The sequence below is a fragment of the Streptomyces sp. NPDC051662 genome, assembly GCF_040681655.1.
GTDB lineage: Bacteria > Actinomycetota > Actinomycetes > Streptomycetales > Streptomycetaceae > Streptomyces.
In genome coordinates this window covers 370,001-387,451 of sequence record NZ_JBFAZD010000007.1, presented here as the reverse complement: position 1 = coordinate 387,451, position 17,451 = coordinate 370,001, and the positions used below count along the sequence as shown (strand labels likewise).

15 protein-coding genes are annotated in these 17,451 nt (G+C 70.6%); 10 read left to right on the top strand and 5 right to left on the bottom strand.

Annotated features, from left to right (window positions below; genetic code table 11):
- Positions 1-20 precede the first annotated feature (20 nt).
- Genes AB0M67_RS15060 through AB0M67_RS15050 form a run of 3 tightly spaced genes read right to left on the bottom strand, consistent with a single transcriptional unit; the run spans position 21 to position 3,151 of the window.
- Positions 21-896, bottom strand: a complete 876-nt coding sequence (locus tag AB0M67_RS15060; protein WP_365745784.1) for a carbohydrate ABC transporter permease — start codon at positions 894-896, stop codon at positions 21-23.
- Positions 897-899: 3 nt separating this feature from the next.
- Positions 900-1,829 (bottom strand): sugar ABC transporter permease, encoded by a 930-nt coding sequence (locus tag AB0M67_RS15055; RefSeq protein WP_365745812.1) that lies wholly within the window; start codon positions 1,827-1,829, stop codon positions 900-902.
- 56 nt (positions 1,830-1,885) lie between these two features.
- Positions 1,886-3,151, bottom strand: coding sequence for an extracellular solute-binding protein (locus AB0M67_RS15050; protein ID WP_365745783.1), 1,266 nt, complete (start codon positions 3,149-3,151; stop codon positions 1,886-1,888).
- Between the two features lie 187 nt (positions 3,152-3,338).
- On the opposite strand from AB0M67_RS15050, the gene AB0M67_RS15045 reads away from it, so the two are divergent.
- The 5 genes from AB0M67_RS15045 to AB0M67_RS15025 all read left to right on the top strand — a co-directional run bounded on the left by AB0M67_RS15045 (position 3,339) and on the right by AB0M67_RS15025 (position 8,930).
- Positions 3,339-3,923 (top strand): DinB family protein, encoded by a 585-nt coding sequence (locus AB0M67_RS15045; protein ID WP_365745811.1) that lies wholly within the window; start codon positions 3,339-3,341, stop codon positions 3,921-3,923.
- A gap of 287 nt (positions 3,924-4,210) precedes the next feature.
- Positions 4,211-5,311 (top strand): winged helix DNA-binding domain-containing protein, encoded by a 1,101-nt coding sequence (locus AB0M67_RS15040; RefSeq protein WP_365745782.1) that lies wholly within the window; start codon positions 4,211-4,213, stop codon positions 5,309-5,311.
- 213 nt (positions 5,312-5,524) lie between these two features.
- Positions 5,525-7,831: a histidine kinase gene (locus AB0M67_RS15035; RefSeq protein ID WP_365745781.1), complete on the top strand. Its 2,307-nt coding sequence runs from the start codon at positions 5,525-5,527 to the stop codon at positions 7,829-7,831.
- Complete coding sequence (locus AB0M67_RS15030; protein WP_365745780.1) at positions 7,828-8,511, top strand: response regulator transcription factor; 684 nt, start codon at positions 7,828-7,830, stop codon at positions 8,509-8,511. The genes AB0M67_RS15035 and AB0M67_RS15030 overlap by 4 nt, the downstream gene beginning before the upstream one ends.
- Before the next feature lie 110 nt (positions 8,512-8,621).
- Positions 8,622-8,930, top strand: a complete 309-nt coding sequence (locus tag AB0M67_RS15025; RefSeq protein ID WP_365745779.1) for a hypothetical protein — start codon at positions 8,622-8,624, stop codon at positions 8,928-8,930.
- 12 nt (positions 8,931-8,942) lie between these two features.
- Here AB0M67_RS15025 and AB0M67_RS15020 read toward each other — a convergent pair whose 3' ends face one another.
- Entirely contained in the window at positions 8,943-10,388 is a 1,446-nt protein-coding gene (locus AB0M67_RS15020; RefSeq protein WP_365745778.1) for a glyceraldehyde-3-phosphate dehydrogenase, read from the bottom strand.
- 116 nt (positions 10,389-10,504) lie between these two features.
- Between AB0M67_RS15020 and AB0M67_RS15015 the strand changes: the two genes are divergently transcribed.
- Positions 10,505-11,461: an aminoglycoside phosphotransferase family protein gene (locus AB0M67_RS15015; protein WP_365745777.1), complete on the top strand. Its 957-nt coding sequence runs from the start codon at positions 10,505-10,507 to the stop codon at positions 11,459-11,461.
- 117 nt (positions 11,462-11,578) lie between these two features.
- On the opposite strand, the gene AB0M67_RS15010 is transcribed toward AB0M67_RS15015, so the two are convergent.
- Positions 11,579-12,223, bottom strand: coding sequence for a TetR/AcrR family transcriptional regulator (locus AB0M67_RS15010; protein ID WP_365745776.1), 645 nt, complete (start codon positions 12,221-12,223; stop codon positions 11,579-11,581).
- Between the two features lie 240 nt (positions 12,224-12,463).
- Between AB0M67_RS15010 and AB0M67_RS15005 the strand changes: the two genes are divergently transcribed.
- The 4 genes from AB0M67_RS15005 to AB0M67_RS14990 are packed head-to-tail and all read left to right on the top strand — an operon-like array spanning position 12,464 to position 17,352.
- Positions 12,464-13,045, top strand: coding sequence for a 2Fe-2S iron-sulfur cluster-binding protein (locus AB0M67_RS15005; protein ID WP_365745775.1), 582 nt, complete (start codon positions 12,464-12,466; stop codon positions 13,043-13,045).
- On the top strand, positions 13,042-14,034 hold the full coding sequence (locus AB0M67_RS15000; RefSeq protein ID WP_365745774.1) for a xanthine dehydrogenase family protein subunit M: 993 nt from the start codon (positions 13,042-13,044) through the stop codon (positions 14,032-14,034). The genes AB0M67_RS15005 and AB0M67_RS15000 overlap by 4 nt, the downstream gene beginning before the upstream one ends.
- Positions 14,031-16,211, top strand: a complete 2,181-nt coding sequence (locus tag AB0M67_RS14995) for a xanthine dehydrogenase family protein molybdopterin-binding subunit (RefSeq protein ID WP_365745773.1) — start codon at positions 14,031-14,033, stop codon at positions 16,209-16,211. The genes AB0M67_RS15000 and AB0M67_RS14995 overlap by 4 nt, the downstream gene beginning before the upstream one ends.
- Positions 16,204-17,352, top strand: a complete 1,149-nt coding sequence (locus AB0M67_RS14990) for an XdhC/CoxI family protein (protein WP_365745772.1) — start codon at positions 16,204-16,206, stop codon at positions 17,350-17,352. The genes AB0M67_RS14995 and AB0M67_RS14990 overlap by 8 nt, the downstream gene beginning before the upstream one ends.
- Positions 17,353-17,451 lie beyond the last annotated feature (99 nt).

Genomic DNA, 17,451 nt, shown 5'->3' with positions numbered 1-17,451 from the left:
GTCGGTGCCGGGCTCCCCCGTCAGTCGTCGATGCCGGAGCGCTCCGTGCCCGCGACAATATGGCGTTGCAGCACCAGGAAGACCACCAGCAGGGGGAGGATCGAGACGGCGGCGGCGATGAAGAGCTCATGGAGGCTGATGGTCTGGGCCGTGGTGAAGGTGGCGAGGGCGACCTGGACGGTCCAGGCGTCGCGGTCCTGGCCGATCACCAGCGGCCACAGAAAGGAGTTCCAGGAGCCGATGAAGACGATCGCGCCGACGGCGGCGAAGACCGGCCGTGTGTTGGGCACGACGATCCGCCAGAACGTACGCCAGTGGCCGAGCCCGTCCACCCTGGCCGCGTCCTCCAGCTCGCGGGGGAAGCCCAGGAAGTACTGGCGGAAGAGGAAGACCGCCAGGGCGCTGAAGAGGGTCGGGATGATCAGTCCCCGCAGGGTGGAGATCCAGCCGAGCGCGGAGACCAGGACGAAGCTCGGAACGAAGGTGACGGCGGACGGGATCAGGAGGGTGCCCAGAAACGCGTAGAAGACGTGGTTCGCGTAGGGGTATGCGACGCGGGCCAGGCCGTATCCGGCGAGCGAGGCGAGCAGCAGGGTTCCGGCGGTGGTGAGGACGGCGATCACGGCCGAGTTCCACAGGGCGTGCGCCATGGGCACACCGCTGTCGTCGAACAGCTCCCGGAGGTTCCCCCAGTGCGGGCTGTCAGGGAAGAACGTCCACTCGGGCCCGGTGATGTCCGCCTCGGTGGCCAGTCCGTTGCGTATCAGCAGATAGAACGGGATGAGGAAGAGCCCGGCGAGCGCGCCGAGCAGAACGAGCCGCGGTCCGCGGGCGAATCGCCGGCAGGCCCGGCCTGCCGAGTACTCTCCCGGTCCGCTCGTGGGGTGTCGTCGCATGGGTCAGTCCTCCCGGCGCCCGAGGCCGAACCAGCGTGCCTGTAACACCGTCACGACGGCGATGATGAGTGCGAGGATCACGGCGCCCGCGCTGCCGAGCCCCAGGTTCTGCCCTTGGCCCAGTGCGGTGTAGTAGAGGTAGACCAGGGGCGGTCTGGCGTAGGGCGGGTAACCGCTCGCCGTGGACAGCAGGTTGTAGAACTCGTCGAAGGCCTGGAAGGCGTTGACCACCAGGAGCAGGACGACGGCGACGGAGGTCGCACGGAGCTGTGGGAACGTGATGTGCCGGAAGACCTGCCAGCCGGGGCGGGCGCCGTCGACCGCGGCGGCCTCGTAGAGCGTGGGCGGGATGCGCTGCAGCCCGGCAAGCAGGATCACCATGTAGAAGCCGGCCTGGAGCCAGAGTCGCAGGGTCACGATGACCAGCCAGTACCAGGGCGGTCTGGTGGTCGACAGCCAGGCGATGCCGGAGCCGTCGAACCAGCCGAGCACCGTGTTCGCCAGCCCGTACCGCACCCCGTTGAAGATCGAGAGCTTCCAGATGATCGCGGCGACGACATAGGAGCAGGCGGTCGGCAGGAAGAAGACGGACCGGAAGAACGCCTGGGCGAAGCGCAGCCGGTGCACCATCAGCGCGAGCGAGAGCGAGAGGGCGTACGTCGCCGGGACGATGAAAAGGGAGAAGACGGCGAAGGTGGTGAGGCTGGAGGTGAAGGAGGGGTCGCCGAGGATCTCGATGTAGTTGTCCAAGCCCACGAACTCGGTCGGGGTCACGGTGTTGTGGGCGTCGAAGAAGCTCAGCCATACGCTCCACACCAGTGGTACGTAGACGAAGAGAGCGAGCCCGGCGGCGAAGGGCCCGACGAAGGCCCAGAACCATACGTAGCGATTCTGGGGTCCGCGCAGTCGCCGCCCAAGTGTCCCGCCGTTCAGGTCCTGTCCGGCCGATCTTCGCGGGCGGACAGGACCTACGCGAGTTGTCGGGGCGGCTATGACCGCACCCGCTTCAGCTCGGCCCTCGTCGTGGCGATGACCGGCCTGAGCTCCGCGGCCGGGTCGGCGCCGTCGATGATGATCCGGCTCAGGGCGTCCTGGAAGGCGGTCACGCTCCTGTCGGTCCACAGCAGGGGTCCCGCGTATCCGTAGTCGGTCGTGAACCGGACGGCGTCGGCCGCCGCGCCCTTGGCGGGTCCGGCCGCCTTCTTCGCCAGCGAGAGCCTGGCGGGGATGTGGAGACCGTAGGAGAGCGCGAAGTCCTCCTGATAGTCGGTGCGTTCGACCCACAGCCACTTCACGTAGGCCTTCGCCGCGTCGATGTGGCCGCTGTGCGCGCTGACGGCCGCGCCGTAGGCACCGACCGGGACCGACGGTCTGCCCTGGGGGCCGTCCTCGGGGAAGGGCAGGACGCCGAAGTCGTCGCCGAGCGCCTGCTGGATCCGCGGCAGGGCCCACAGTCCCGTCCACTGCATGGCGGACAGCCCCTGGACGAACGCGGACGGGTCGGACCAGTCGGTGGGAGCGCCGAGCAGGAGGGAGCCGTCGGCGTGGAACCGGTGCAGTTTGCCGAGGGTCCGGGCGGCCCGTGGGTCGTCGAAGCCGACTTCTCCGTCGGAGGTGACCGGTTCCAGGCCGGCGGCGCGCAGCGGGGTGGCACCGAGGACACCGGCGCCGCCGTCATTGCCGAGGAAGAGGCCCTTGACGTCCTTCGTCGTCAACGCCTTCGCGGCGTCGATCAGTTCGTCAAGGGTGCGCGGCGGCCGGACACCGGCCTTGTCCAGTAGGCTCTTGCGGTAGTAGAGCAGCTGTGTGTCGATGACCTGCGGGATGCCGTAGACCTTGCCCTGATACGTCTTGGGGGCGAGCACCGCGGGAGGGAAGTCGTCCCTGACGCCCTTCAGCAGGCCGGTGAGATCGGCGACCTGCCCTCCCCTGATCTGGTCGAGGGTCGGCCGGCCCTCGAAGATGTCCGGCCCGCTCTCGGTCAGCAGTGCCGCGGCCGTCTGCTGGTCGTAATTCCCGGGCCGCCACTGGACGTTGACCCGCGCCTTCCGGTACGCGGACGCATAGCGCCGCACCGCCTGTTCGGTGCCGGCCTCGCCGTACTGGTGATACCACTGATCGAGCGCGGGACCGCCGCCCGCTCCCCCGCCCCGGCCGGTGTTGGAGCCGCAGGCGGCGGTCAGCGCGAGGGCACCGGAGACGGACAGCACCTGCCGGCGGCTGACGCGGGTGGCGGAGGATCTTGAGTGGCGCATGGTTCCTCAGTGTGTGGCGCCGATGTGTGGGAGCGGTATCGCTCGCCCGTGAAACCACCCGGATGTGTCTGCGCGCGACTTGACCGGTCAGCGCCCCGAGAAGCGGACACAACCTGTCCGCTTCTCCTGCGATTGTTGTCTCGTGCCAGCCAATGGGAACAGCACCGAGAACAACCGGAAGGACCTGATCACCGTGACCCCGACGATCACACCCGGCTCAGTCGTCGACGCCGAGCGGGCCGACCTGCTCGCCACGCTCGCGACCGCGCGATCCGCCCTGATCAACACGGTGCGCGGGCTCAGCGACGCACAGGCGGGCGAGCGCCCGACGGTCAGCGAGCTGTGCCTGGGAGGGCTCATCAAGCACGTCGCGTCCATGGAGGAGGAGTGGGCTCGCTTCGCGGTCGAGGGCCCGTCGGCGATGTCGTACGACCTGCCCGACGGTGTCGACTGGGGCGATATCGCCGCCGGCACCGCACGCGAGTTCCCGCAGTGGGCGATCGACCACCGTAACGACTTCCGGATGCTGCCCGGCGAGACGCTGGCCGGGATCCTCGCGCGGTACGAGGAGGTCGCCGCCCGGACCGAGGAGGTCGCCACCACAGTGCCCGATCTGTCGGTGACGCACCCGCTGCCCGAGGCGCCCTGGAACGAGCCGGGAGGGGTGCTCAGCGTGCGCGGGGTGCTGATGCACCTCATCGCCGAGACCGCTCAGCACGCCGGGCACGCGGACATCCTGCGCGAGACGCTCGACGGCCGGAAGTCGACCTGACCGGCGACGGATCCCGACCGGGTCGGGGCCACCGCCCCGGCCCGGTGCCGCGCTCCGGGCGCGGTGAACCAGGGCCGGGCGGCGGCTGTCCGCCGGCCGTCCGGTCCTGGCCTCAGGACATCTATGGCACACGTACGGAACGTGTACGGATTCGAAGGGAACGGCGTCACCGTGACAACGCGCGAGCCGGGGCGGACCGGTCATCAGGTCGGCCCCTGCCCCCTGGGCACCCTGATGTTCGGACGGGCCGGTAACACCGACCGGCAGCGCCCCGCGGGTGTGACCCGATGACCGTTCTCGACACCCGGGCGCTCAACCGCGCGACGCTGGCCCGGCAGTTGCTGCTCGATCGCGCCGACGTACCGGTCCTCGACGCCGTCGCGCATCTCGGCGGTCTGCAAGCGCAGGAACCCCAGGAACCGTTCGTCGGGCTCTGGTCACGGCTGCGCGCGTTCGACCCGGCGGTGCTGTCTGACCTGCTCACCGGGCGGCGCGTGGTGCGGACCCATCTCATGCGCCGCACCGTCCACCTCGTCACCGCGGACGACGCCCTGGCCTGGCGCTCCCGCCACGACGCCATGCTGCGCCAACGGGTACTCGGAACCTACCGCCGCGAGCTCGACGGAATAGACCTCGACGAACTGTCCGCCGCGGGCCGGGCGGTCATGGCCGACGGCGAGCCCCGCTCGATGACCGAGCTCGCGCGAGCGCTCGCCGAGCGCTGGCCTACGCCGGGGAGGCGAGCACTGGGCGAGATGCTGATCGCCGCCCTCGTCCCGGTGGCGCAGCTGCCGCCGCGCGGGCTCTGGCGGGCCAAGGGAGGGGTGCGCAATGTCCCGCTCGCGTCGTGGCTGGGTCGCGAGATCGACCCTCCGTCCCCGGACGGCGCCGATCCCGTGGGCCAGGCGCTGGTACGGCGCTACCTGGCCGCGTTCGGCCCTGCGGCCTCGGCCGACCTGCGTGCCTGGTGCGGTCTCGCGGGACTGCCGGCCGCGGTGGCCGCGATACGCGAAGAGCTGGTGACCTTCCGCGACGAGCGAGGCCGGGAACTGCTCGACCTCCCCGACGCGCCACGCCCCGACCCCGGCACACCCGCCCCGGTGCGGTTCCTGCCGGCGTTCGACAACGCGATCCTCGGTTACCACGACCGCGGCCGGATCATCGACGACGCCCACCGCGGTCTGTCGGTCACCGGCGCCCGCGTTGTCCTGGTGGACGGCCGGGTGGCCGCGACCTGGACTGTCACGGCCGGCACGGTGGTGGTCACCCCGCTGCGCCCGTTCGCCGGGGCCGACCGCGCCGCCGTGGCCGAAGAGGGGCGGGAGTTGGCGTCGTTCCTCTCCGACAGCGACAGCCACCGCGTACAGATCGCCGTTGCCCCCCACTGATCAGGGACGCCCCCACTGACCGGGAGGGAAAGGTCCTGGCCTCCGGAGAGAGGCAAGGGCCCGCTTCCTTCGCGCGCGGCACCGGTCGGGCCGGCCCGGGTGCTGTCTCCATCCCTGGTTAACCGGGTGCTGTCTCTATCTCTGGTTAGAGGGCATGATCGTCCTGGGGCCTGATGCCCACGGGTCGCGGGTGACCGTAGCGTGGAGCCCATCATGGAACGAACTGACAACCGGTTTCTCCCGGTCCTGCTGCTCGGCGCCCAGGCAGCCGTGTGGCCGGGGTACGCGCTGTCGCGCGGCGCGACCCCGACGGCCGCGCACCTCCTCGTGGCCGCCCTGGTGGGCGGTCTGGTGGGCGCCGCGCTCGCGGTCCGCCGTACCCGCCCGGTGCCCGCCCTCATCCTGGTCGCCGCCGCCTGCGCGGTCGGCGCGGGACCGCTGCCCGCGGGCGCGGTGGCTGTGCTCGGTACCGCGGGTGTCGCGCTGGCCCTGTTCACGGTGGCCGTCGAACGGGACACCTTCACTGCGCTGTTGTCTGTGGCGACGCTCGCGGTCTGGCAGCTCGTGCACGGCCTCAGCCTGCACGGTCTCGGCGGCGGCCAGGGCCTCGACCTCGTCCTCACCACACTGCTCTACGCGACCGCCACCGGTACGGGGCTGTTTCTGCGGCGGGTACGGGCCGCTCGGCAGACCGCCGAACGGCGTCTGCACCGGGCGGAGGACGAGCGGCACCGGCTTCCGGCGGCGGAACGACGCCGGATGGAAAGGGAGTTGCACGACGTCAGCGCGCACCACCTCACGGCGGTGGTCGTGACGGTCGAGGCGGCGCTCGGGCTGCGCGACCGCCGGCCCGAGCTGGCCGACCAGGCGGTGCGGTTCGCCGCCGAGACGGGCCGCGAGGTGACCCGGGCACTGAGTGCGGTGAGGGCTCCGACACCCACACCGGAGGACCTCCCGGCGCCGGAGGAGCGACTGCGGGAACTCGTCGCCGGCTTCCGTGCCCTCGGACAGCCGGTGACCTATGAGACCGAGGCCCTTCCGGACGGCTCCATCGGCGACGCCGCGTACGGCATTGTCCGCGAGGCGCTGACCAATGTGGTCCGCCACGCCTCCGGCGCACCCACCACCGTGCGCTGTACCTACGGTGACACCCACACGGACATCGTGGTGCGCAACGCTCCGCCGGACGCGTCCGGCACCGGTACGACGCACGGCGAAGGGCTGGGGGGCGGGAACGGCCAGAACTTCCTGCGCGGCCGAGCGAGGGAGGCGGGCGGCACACTCACCAGCGGGCCGACACCCGACGGAGGGTGGGAGGTGCACGCGGTCCTGCCGGGGCGGAACAGGGCGGCGCCGTCTCCATCCGTTCCGCGCGCCTACCGCCTCGCCCAGCTCACCGCCGCCGCGGGGCTGTGCCTCCAGCCGCTGCTGCCGCTCCTGGTCATCCGGGAGAGCGCGACGCCTGCCGGGTCGGGCGTTTCCGCCGGTGCGCTCTTCGCGCTGCTCGCCACGGCGCAGGTGCTCACACTGCTGTGGTTGCGGCAGGCTCCGCGGACCGCGCTGAGTGTGCTGCTGGTCCTGGCCGGATTCTGGCCGGTGGCGATGTCGGTGAGCGGATACACGGGTCCGGTGCTTCTGCCGCCGGGGCTGAGCATGCTCGCCACCTGCGTGGCGCTCGCCATGGTGGCGGTGCCGCGTCCGGCCGGGAGTCGGGCCGTACCGGCGGTGGCCGCCGCCGTGCACGCGGGCGCGGTGATCGCCGCCGTACTGGCCCGTGGTGTCTCCTTTCCCGCCTGGGCGGTCGTCGGGGCCGCGATCGCCATGGCCGCGTCGGCGGCTGCCCTCGCCCAGTCCGTCGGCGCCCGGTACGGGAAGCGTCGGCGAGCCGCCCGCGATACGGACCAGGACCGTCTCGCGGCATGGACGGAGGAGGCGGTCAGGGACGCCTGGGCCGAACGCCGCCGTATCACCATCGGGCTGGAGACCACCGTGCTGGCACGCACGGCCGAAGTGGTCGAGGAGGCGGAGGCGGGGCGGCTCGCGCGGACAGCGGAACGGGCCCGGGACGCGTTGACCGCCATGCGGTCCCTGCTCGAAACGGTCCGGGCCGGGGAGCAGCACGCCGAACTACGGCCGCAGCCCACGCTGCAGGCCCTCGACCTGCTCGTCGGCCAGTACCGGGCCACCGGCCGTCAGGTGGAGGTACGACTCACCGACCGGGTGCCTGAGCGGCTGCCCGCGGAGGTGGACATCGCCGCCTACCGTGCCGCCGAGACCCTTCTCCAAGCGGGCGGTGACGAACCCGCGGTGCTCGTCCTCGACGCCGTGGACCGCGAACTGACCCTCACCGCGACCGGCGTGTCCCAAGCCACCCACCTCGCGGCACACCACCGGCTGGTGACACGGGCCGCCGCCCTCGGCGGCACTCTCACCACCGAACGACCGGACACGGTCCTGTTGCGTCTGCCCCTGAGCACCGTCCCGAGCGACGGAGCCACGCCCCAGAAGGAAGCCCCATGACCCTCACCGTGCTGGTGGTCGACGACCAGACAGTCGTCCGGGCGGGTTTCGCGGCCGTCATCGACGCCGAGCCGGACATGACCGTCGTGGGTGAGGCAGGCGACGGCGCCGCCGCGGTGGGCCTCGCCGAACAGCTCGCGCCGGACGTGATCGTCATGGACGTACGGATGCCAGGACTCGACGGCATCACCGCCACCCGGATCATCACCGGGCGCGACAATCCGCCTCGCGTCCTCGTGCTGACCACGTTCGACCTCGACGCCTATGTCTTCGAAACGCTGCGCGCCGGTGCGTCCGGCTTCCTGCTCAAGGACGTGCAGGCGGCCGAACTGCTGCACGGCATCCGGATCGTGGCGGGTGGGGAGAGCGTCCTCGCCCCGTCCGCCACCCGCCGGCTCATCGGCCACTACGCCGCCGACCGGCCCGCCGGGCCGTGGGCCGGGAAGGACGCGGCGGCCCTTGACCGGCTGACCGCACGAGAGCGTTTCGTCCTCACCCTGATCGCGTCGGGACTCAACAACGCGGAGATCGCAGCCGAACTCGACATCACCGTCGGCACCGTCAAGTCCCATGTGAACGCGTTGCTGCGCAAACTCGGGGTACGCGACCGGGTGCAGGCGACCATCCTCGCGTACGACCTGGGTCTCGCCCGTGTGACCCCTCCCGGCACGCAGATGTGACGCCCCGGAGCCGTCCGCCACCACGCTCGACCCGACACACGACACCCACCACCCACCACACCGAAAGGGCCGTTGAAGCCATGAGTACCGCACACGAGGAGAGCACTGTCATGACCGAATCCGGCTCCGAGTCGACACACCCGGTCCTGCGCACCGTTCGCCACGCGCTCGGCAGCGTTCTCGCTCGCGTCTATCTCGCCGTCTGCGCGGTCCTGACCGTCTGGGCCGTTGTCGTGAGTCTCGGCGACAACCCCGACGCCTCGTTCGCCGGGGTGGTGCCGCTGATCGCCACCGCACCGGTCAGTCTGATCGTGATCGTACTGCCGGACCATTTCTCCATGATCTTCGTCGCGATCGGTCTCGGCGCCCTGGTGAACGCCGTGGTCATCGGCTGGTGCGCCCGCGCGCTGCGGCGGTGAGAGCCGTCGGGATCAGACCGCCGGGGCCGGGTAGGTCGGGTACTCCACCCCGGACACGTGTTGGACGACACGGATGACCTGGCAGGAGTAGCCGAACTCGTTGTCGTACCAGAGGTAGAGGATCGCGTTGTCGCCCTCGACCTTGGTGGCCCCGGCGTCGACGATCGAGGCGTGGCGCGAGCCGATGAAGTCGCTGGAGACCGCGTCGGGGGCGCTGATGAAGTCGATCTGACGCTTGAGCGGAGAGCTCAGCGACACATTGCGGAGGTAGTCGAGGACCTCCTCGCGATTGGTCTCGCGCGCGAGTCGCAGGCTGAGGATCGCGATCGAGACGTCCGGCACGGGGACGCGAATGGAGCTGCCGGTGATCCTTGCCTTGAGGTCCGGCAGCGCCTTGGCAACAGCGGAGGCGGCGCCGGTCTCGGTGATGACCATGTTGAGAGGCGCCGACCGGCCGCGGCGGTCGGACTGATGGTAATTGTCCAGCAGGTTCTGGTCGTTGGTGAACGAGTGGACGGTCTCCACATGGCCACGCAGGACGCCGTATTCGTCCGCCATCGCCTTCAGCGGCGGGACGATCGCGTTGGTGGTGCAGGACGCGCAGGACATGATCCGCTCGTCCGACGTGATCATGTCGTGGTTGACGCCATGGACGACATTGGGGACGTCACCCTTGCCGGGCGCGGTCAGGACGACCTTGTCGATGCCGGGGCGGAGATGCTTCGACAGGCCCTCGCGGTCACGCCACTTGCCGGTGTTGTCGATGAGGATGGCGTCCTTGATGCCGTACGCCGTGTAATCCACCGACGTCGGGTCGTCGGAGTAGATCACCCTGATCTCGTTGCCATTGGCGATGATCTTGCTGTTCGTCTCGTCGACGGTGATCGTGCCCTGGAACTGGCCGTGGACGGAGTCACGGCGCAGCAGCGAGGCACGCTTGACGAGGTCCTGGCCGGCGCCCTTGCGTACGACGATGGCGCGCAGCCGCAGGCCGTTGCCGGAGCCGGTCTTCTCGATGAGCAGCCGGGCGAGGAGGCGGCCGATGCGGCCGAAGCCGTAGAGGACGACATCGCGCGGCTCGCGGCGCTCGATCTTGTTGTCGCCCGTCGCGCCCGCGACGGCCTCGGCGGTGAACTCCTCCTCCGAGAGACCACGTTCGTCGGCCTGGTACGTCGCGGCGAGCATGCCGATATCGATCTGCGAGGGGCCGAGATCGAGTGTGGTGAGAGCACGCAGGAACGGCAGTGTCTGCGTGACCGAGAGTTCCTCGCCGGCGATCTGCCGGGCGAATCGGTGGGTCTTGAGGATGCTGACCACCGACTTGTTCACCAAGGAACGGCTGTGGAGCAGGACCGTGATGTCCCGCTCCCGATGCAGCTTTCCGATGATCGGGATCATCGCCTCCGCGATCTCCTCGCGGTGCTTCCAGTTGGTGAACGATTCCTCAGCGACAGTCACAGATCTTATCTTTCGAGCTAGGCGGCGCTCATATGGTAACCCGTCGATGTATCGGTCATTCAAACGGTGCCGATATTGACTGGTTCGCCCGTTGGCGATTGGTTAGCGTGCCTGTCGTGACGGACAGCATCGACAGCAACGCCCCTGCCCCTCAGCTCGTGGCCGAAGAGGTCCTGCGCGGACAGGGAGCGGATCTCAGTGGCGCCCGACGCGGACGGGGCTGGACCAACGCCACATGGCTCACCGATGAACTGGTCATTCGCGTCGCGGCCCAGCCCGGGACCGCCGATCTGCTCCGTGAGGAACGGCTGGTGAGGCTTCTCCCGAGGGAGGTCGGCTACCCCACGATCGTGGACTCGGGCGTCACCCGGGGCCACGAGTGGGTGCTCACCCGGCGGCTGGCCGGGGAGAATCTGGAGGAGGTCTGGCCGTCGCTCGACCACACCGACCGATCGCGCGCCCTCGATCAGATGTGGGAACGGGCCCGTCATATCCACCGCGTCGACGTGGCCGCCGCCGCGCCGCACGCCCGCTCCCGCTCGCCGTTCTTCCCCGAGACCGCGGGGGACGTCACGACCGCCCTCGACCGGCTCGTCAAGGCCGGGGAGCTCAACACGTCCCAGGCGAAGGGACTTGGCCGGTCACTTGAGCGTTTCTGGACCGCCCTGCCCGGAGCGCGGAAGGTGCTGAACCACGGCGACTTCTGCACGCCCAACACACTCTGGAACAACGGGGAGGTCGTGGCGCTTCTCGACTTCGAGTTCGCAGTCGTCGCGCCCGTCGCGATCGACCTCAACGAGATGGCCAAGATGGCTTTCGGCCCGGGTGATCCCGAGGAACGCGCACCGCTGCGGGACGTGGTGGGTCGCATCGTGGAAGCCACGCTGGACACCGCGGGCGGCCCCGACGTGCTGATCGGCTACTCCATCATGCTGGAGATGTGGATGCTGGCGAACGAACTGGCCGCGGACGACCCCGACGAAGCCGACCGCGCCACCGCCGCCGCGATGCTCAGGGCGTTCGCCGAGGAGGACGGCGGCTACTTCGCACCGCTTCTCGCCGGTCTCCGGTAGGTGTCCGGCTGATCGCCCCGAGCGGCACCGCCGTTGAGAGCCGCGTACGGCCGGCCGGTGGTGGGGCGGATCCCGGATCGGACCCCGGGTCCGTAACCGTTCCGACGGGCCCCGGACCTACCGCTCCCGGCGGGAACCGTCCGCCTCGGACTCATCGGTCGTGGGTCCGCCCGCTCCGCGCGCGCCCGCCCGTAGTCCGTCCATCACGAGGTCCAGCAGCCGTGCCGCGCGCGGCTGCCAGTCGCCTCGCGGGTCGAGCTGCCAGAGCCCGGCGATGGCGAGCACGAAGTCGTCGGGGGTCAGCCCCGGGCGGATCGTCCCGGCCTTCTCGTTCGCGTTCAGCAGCAGCGTGACCGCCTGGGTCACCGGGCCGTGTCCCAGCTGGGCCAGGCCGCCGTGGTCACTGGTGGCTTTGCGCAGCGCGGCGGCCAGGCCCGCCTTGGCCATCGCGTACTGGGCCAGGCGGTCCATCCACTCCCTCAGGGCCAGGTCGGGCGCGCGGGTCCGGAGGAGCTGGGCCGCGGTGTCGGCGACCTGCTGCATCTCGTAGCGGTAGACCTCCAGGACGAGGGCCTCGCGGTTGGGAAAGTTACGGTAGAACGTCCCCTGCCCGACACACGCCTTCTTCGCGATCACGCTCAGCGGGGCGTCCGCGGCTCGCGTCAGCTCGACCAGCGCGACTTCCAGAATGCGCTCGCGATTCCGTTGCGCGTCCGAGCGCAGCGTCGCCTCTTCCCGCGCTCGTCCCTCTTCCGGTCGCACGTGTCCTCCTGCCGGAATCACAGCCAAGTCTTCCGGGGCTCTCCGGAATAACGATCAAGCCCGGCCTTGCTTACCGGACAGCTGTCCGTTAGGTTCGATGACTAACGGACAGTTGTCCGCTTAGCTTCACCATAGCGGTGATCCGGCCAGTGTGGGCGACCCATGCCCTCTCCCTCCCGGACCGTCTGCCGGGATCGTCTCGTTCGACGACGCGGATCAGCAACGCGAAAGAAGGCTGACATGCCCCCACCTCCCTTCTCGACGCACAGCGCCATCATCCTGAACATCAATGGCGAGAAGTACACACTGCCCGTCGACCATCGCACCACCCTGCTCGACGCCCTGCGTGAGCATCTTGATCTGACCGGTACCAAGAAGGGATGCGATCAGGGTCAATGCGGTGCCTGTACGGTGCTGGTCGACGGACGCCGGACGGTTTCCTGCCTCCAGTTCGCGGTCGCGGCCGAGGGGCGCGCGATCACCACCATCGAAGGCGTTGCCGATGGTGAGCGGCTGCATCCGGTGCAGCAGGCCTTTCTCGACCTCGACGGCTACCAGTGCGGCTACTGCACACCGGGGCAGATCTGTTCGGCGCTCGCCGTGATCGAGGAGCACGCGGCGGGCTGGCCGAGCGCCGTGACCGGCGATATCCGGCCCGAGGCGGGGGTGCCCGCGCTCACCGCCGAGGAGATCCGCGAGCGGATGAGCGGCAACCTGTGCCGCTGTGGCGCCTACGTGTCGATCGTGCAGGCGGTCGCGCGGGCGGCGGAGGCAGCCGAGGCCGAGACGGCCGACGCCGAGGTCAAGGAGGCGGCGGCATGAGGGAATTCGGATACGAACGTGCCTTCGACGTCTCCGGCGCGGTCGCCCTGCTCGGCACCGCTCCCGAGGCCCGCTTCCTCGGCGGCGGCACCAACCTCATCGACCTGATGAAGTCCGGCGTCGAACGGCCCGCGCTGCTCATCGACATACGCGAACTCCCCCTCGACGGAATCGAGTTCACACACGACGGCGGGCTCCGCATCGGCGCGACCGTCACCAACAGCGATCTCGCGGCCCACCCCGACATACGGCGTCACTACCCGGCGTTGGCGCAGGCCGTCCTGGCCGGCGCCTCGGGACAGCTGCGCAACATGGCCACGGTCGGCGGGAATCTGCTCCAGCGGACCCGCTGCGGCTACTTCACCGACCTCGGCAAACCGTGCAACAAGCGTGCTCCGGGCAGCGGTTGCCCCGCGCTCGCGGGTGAGCACCACAATCACGCGATCCTCGGCGCCTCCGAGCACTGCGTCGCCACCCATCCCTCGGACATGGCGGTCGCACTCGCCGCCTTCGACGCCGTCATTTCGTACGAAACGGCGGACGGACCGGGTGAGTTGCCGATCGCCGAGTTCTACGCGCCCGTGGGCGACACCCCGCACATCGAGACCGCCCTTCCGCCCGGCGCGCTGATCACCGGTGTCACGCTGCCACCTGCCCCGGTCGCCGCCCACTCGCGCTACCGGAAGGTGCGCGAGCGCGCCTCGTACGCGTTCGCGATCGGCTCGATCGCCGCCGCGCTCGACGTTCAGGACGGTGTCGTACGGGAAGTGCGCCTGGCCTTCGGGGCGGTCGCGTCCCGCCCGTGGCGGGCCCGTACGGCCGAGCGGGCGCTGATCGGCGGCCCGGCGAGCGCGGAGGCGTTCGCCGCCGCCGCGGATGCCGAACTGGAGGCCGCCGAGGCGCTTCCCGAGAACGGATACAAGGTGACGTTGACGCGCAACCTCGTGGTGGCCGTGCTGACCGAACTCTCCGAGGAGGTGCCCCGATGACCACGCCGACGACATCGACCACGGCGGCCGGTATCTCCGCGGTGACGGGCGCCGTCGGCTCCGCCCGCACCCGGGTGGAGGGCCGCGACAAGGTCACCGGCGCGGCCCGCTACGCGGGAGAGATCCCCTTCGCCGAACTCGCCCACGGCTGGCTGGTGTTGTCGACCGTGGCCCGCGGCCGTATCCGCTCCGTCGAGGACTCCCCCGTCCTTGCCATGCCCGGCGTCCTCACCGTCCTGCACCACGGGAACGCGCCTCGTGTCGACATCGACTACGTGGGCATGTTGGGGCGGCCGAACCCGGTCCTCGGGATCTTCCAGCACGACCGTGTCCCCTTCGTGGGATGGCCGGTGGCGTTGGTCGTGGCCGAGACCTCCGAGCAGGCCAGGGAGGCCGCCGAGGCGCTGGTGGTGCGCTACGACGAGGAGCCGCACGACGTCGCGTTCTTCGCCGGACGTTCCGGTGTGTATACGCCGGACAGCAACGCGATGGTCCAGGCCGAGACGGAGAAGGGCGACATAGAGGCCCAACTCGACGCGTCCGCCGTCGTCGTGGACGAGGAGTACACCACTCCGGAGGAGCACCACAACGCGATGGAGCCGCACGCGGCGACGGCTCGCTGGGACGGCGGCCGGCTCGACGTCGTCGACTCCAACCAGGGCAGCACCTGGGTGGCGACCGAACTGGCGCAGCTCTTCTCCCTCGCCCCGGCCTCCGTACGGGTGCGGTCCGAACATGTCGGCGGCGGCTTCGGATCGAAGGGGCTCAGCCCGCACCAGGTGGCCGCGGTGATGGCCACGACCCTCCTCCATCGCCCGGTCCGTGTCGTACTGACCCGCCGTCAGCTGTTCTCCCTCGTCGGCTTCCGCAGTCCCACGGCGCAGCGGATGAGGCTCGGCGCCGATGCCGACGGCCGGCTGCGGGCGTTCGACCACCAGGCGCTGAGTCTTACGTCGACCGTGCACGAATTCGTCGAGTCGAGCGCCGTGCTGGGGCGTGTGATGTACGACGCCGACGCGCATCGCACACTTCACCGGCTCGTGCGGCTCGATGTGCCGACCCCGTCCTGGATGCGCGCACCGGGCGAGGCGCCGGGGTCCTTCGCCCTCGAATCCTCCCTGGACGAACTGGCCGAGAAGTGCGGCATGGACCCGATCGCGCTGCGCGCGCGCAACGAGCCGGAGACGGGTCCCGTGTCCGGGCTGCCCTTCAGCAGCCGCAATGTGCTCGCCTGCTTCGAGGAGGGCGCCCGCAGGTTCGGCTGGGCGGACCGTGACCCGCGTCCCGGTCTGCGCCGTGAGGGGCGCTGGCTGCTCGGGACCGGAACGGCGGCGGCCACCTATCCCTCGGGAGCCCGCCCGTCCACGGCGGCCGTGACCGCGGAGTCGGACGGCACCTTCACCGTGCGGATCAACGCGGCGGACATCGGCACCGGGGCACGGACCGCGATCGCCTTGGTCGCCGCGGACGCCCTGACGGTGGATCCGGACCGTATCCGGGTACGCCTCGCGGACAGCGATCTCGGCCCCGCGATGTTCGCCGGCGGCTCGATGGGCACGCGCTCCTGGGCGTGGGCCGTGACGATCGCGGCGGACGAACTGCGCGAGCGGCTGGCCCTGGGAGGCGGTATTCCGCCGGAGGGGATCACCGCCCGCTCGAACACGGCCGAGGCCATCGGTGCCCTCACGAAGAAGGAACGGCACTCGTTCGGGGCGCAGTTCGCCGAGGTCGCGGTGGATGTCACCACCGGTGAGGTGCGCGTACGACGGCTGCTCGGCATCTATGCCGCGGGCACCATCGTGAACCCGCTCACGGCCCGTAGCCAGCTCATCGGCGGTATGACCTGGGGGCTGTCGATGGCCCTCCACGAGGAGGCGTTCAGGGACCAGGCCTCCGGCGGCCATGTCGGCGCCGACCTCGCCGGCTACCACTTCGCCGCACACGCCGATGTGCCGGTCATCGAGGCGGACTGGGTGGACGATCCCGTCCCGGACGACCCGATCGGGATCAAGGGCATAGGCGAGATCGGTGTCGTGGGCGTCGCCGCCGCCATCGCCAACGCGGTGTGGCACGCGACCGGCGTACGCCACCGGGATCTGCCGATCCGTCCGGACCGGGTCCTGCGTGCGGCGGACGAGGCCCGGCGCCGGGCGGCGGAGGGAGCCCGGAGTGCTTGATATGGCCGAGGAGTTGAACCGCTGGTTCGAGGAGGGCCGGGACTTCGCCGTCGCCACCGTCGTGGCCGTCGGGGGCAGCGCGCCGCGCGGTCCCGGCGCCGCCCTCGCGGTCGACCGTCAGGGCACCGCCATCGGTTCCGTCTCCGGCGGTTGCGTGGAAGGGGCGGTGTACGACCTGTGCGTCCAGGCGCTCCAGGACGGCCGCACCGTACGCGAACGGTTCGGATACAGCGACGAGGACGCCTTCGCCGTGGGACTCACCTGCGGCGGCGTCATCGAGGTCCTGGTCACGCCGGTGCGCGCGGACGCACCGGTGTTCCGGGCCGCGGTGTCGGCCGCGCGGCGAGGTGAGACGGCGGCACTCGCCCGGGTGGCCGGGGGCCCGGCCGAACTCCTCGGCAGGGCGCTGCTCGTCCACCCCGACGGGTCGTACGAGGGAAGCCTCGAAGGACATCCGGAACTGGACCGGACGGCGGCGGCGGAGGCCCGCGCCCTGCTGGACTCCGGCCGCACCGGCACCGTCGAGATCGCGGCGGACGGATCGCGCTGCCCGGGCGGTGTGACACTGTTCGTGGAGTCGAGGGTGCCACCGCCCCGGATGATCGTCTTCGGCGCCGTGGACTTCGCGACGGCGCTCGTACGGGCGGGCAAATTCCTCGGTTACCACGTGACCGTGTGCGACGCCCGGCCGGTCTTCGCCACCCGCGTCCGCTTCGCCGAGGCCGACGAACTCGTGGTGGACTGGCCGCACCGCTACCTCCGGCGCACCGCGACCGACGAGCGAACCGTCCTGTGCGTGCTCACCCATGACGCCAAGTTCGACGTTCCTCTACTGGAAACGGCCCTGCGGCTGCCGGTCGCGTTCGTCGGCGCGATGGGGTCGCGCCGCACCCACGAGGACCGCGATCGGCGCCTGCGTGATGTCGGCCTCGGCGAAAGGGAGTTGGCGCGCCTGCGCTCCCCGATCGGCCTCGACCTCGGCGCCCGTACGCCTGAGGAGACCGCTCTGTCCATCGCGGCGGAGATCGTCGCGGCGCGCCGGGGCGGGACAGGCGTTCCACTGACCGGTTCCGGGACGCCCATTCACCATGACGGGGACGGACGGGAGATGGGCGGGATCCGCTCCCGAGCCGTGGCCTGACCGGGCCCCGGACGCGGCCCCGGCTCGCCCGTACGACGGGCCGTCACGATCCGAAGACGGCCGCCGTCACGATCCGAAGACGGCCGCCGTCATGCTCCG

What these genes read in the sequence shown, in the direction of transcription:
- AB0M67_RS15060 (WP_365745784.1), bottom strand. Translation starts at nt 896, where the DNA reads ATGCGACGACACCCCACGAGCGGACCGGGAGAGTACTCGGCAGGCCGG.
- AB0M67_RS15050 (WP_365745783.1), bottom strand. Translation starts at nt 3,151, where the DNA reads ATGCGCCACTCAAGATCCTCCGCCACCCGCGTCAGCCGCCGGCAGGTG.
- AB0M67_RS15040 (WP_365745782.1), top strand. Translation starts at nt 4,211, where the DNA reads ATGACCGTTCTCGACACCCGGGCGCTCAACCGCGCGACGCTGGCCCGG.
- AB0M67_RS15035 (WP_365745781.1), top strand. Translation starts at nt 5,525, where the DNA reads ATGGAACGAACTGACAACCGGTTTCTCCCGGTCCTGCTGCTCGGCGCC.
- AB0M67_RS15030 (WP_365745780.1), top strand. Translation starts at nt 7,828, where the DNA reads ATGACCCTCACCGTGCTGGTGGTCGACGACCAGACAGTCGTCCGGGCG.
- AB0M67_RS15025 (WP_365745779.1), top strand. Translation starts at nt 8,622, where the DNA reads ATGACCGAATCCGGCTCCGAGTCGACACACCCGGTCCTGCGCACCGTT.
- AB0M67_RS15005 (WP_365745775.1), top strand. Translation starts at nt 12,464, where the DNA reads ATGCCCCCACCTCCCTTCTCGACGCACAGCGCCATCATCCTGAACATC.
- AB0M67_RS15000 (WP_365745774.1), top strand. Translation starts at nt 13,042, where the DNA reads ATGAGGGAATTCGGATACGAACGTGCCTTCGACGTCTCCGGCGCGGTC.
- AB0M67_RS14995 (WP_365745773.1), top strand. Translation starts at nt 14,031, where the DNA reads ATGACCACGCCGACGACATCGACCACGGCGGCCGGTATCTCCGCGGTG.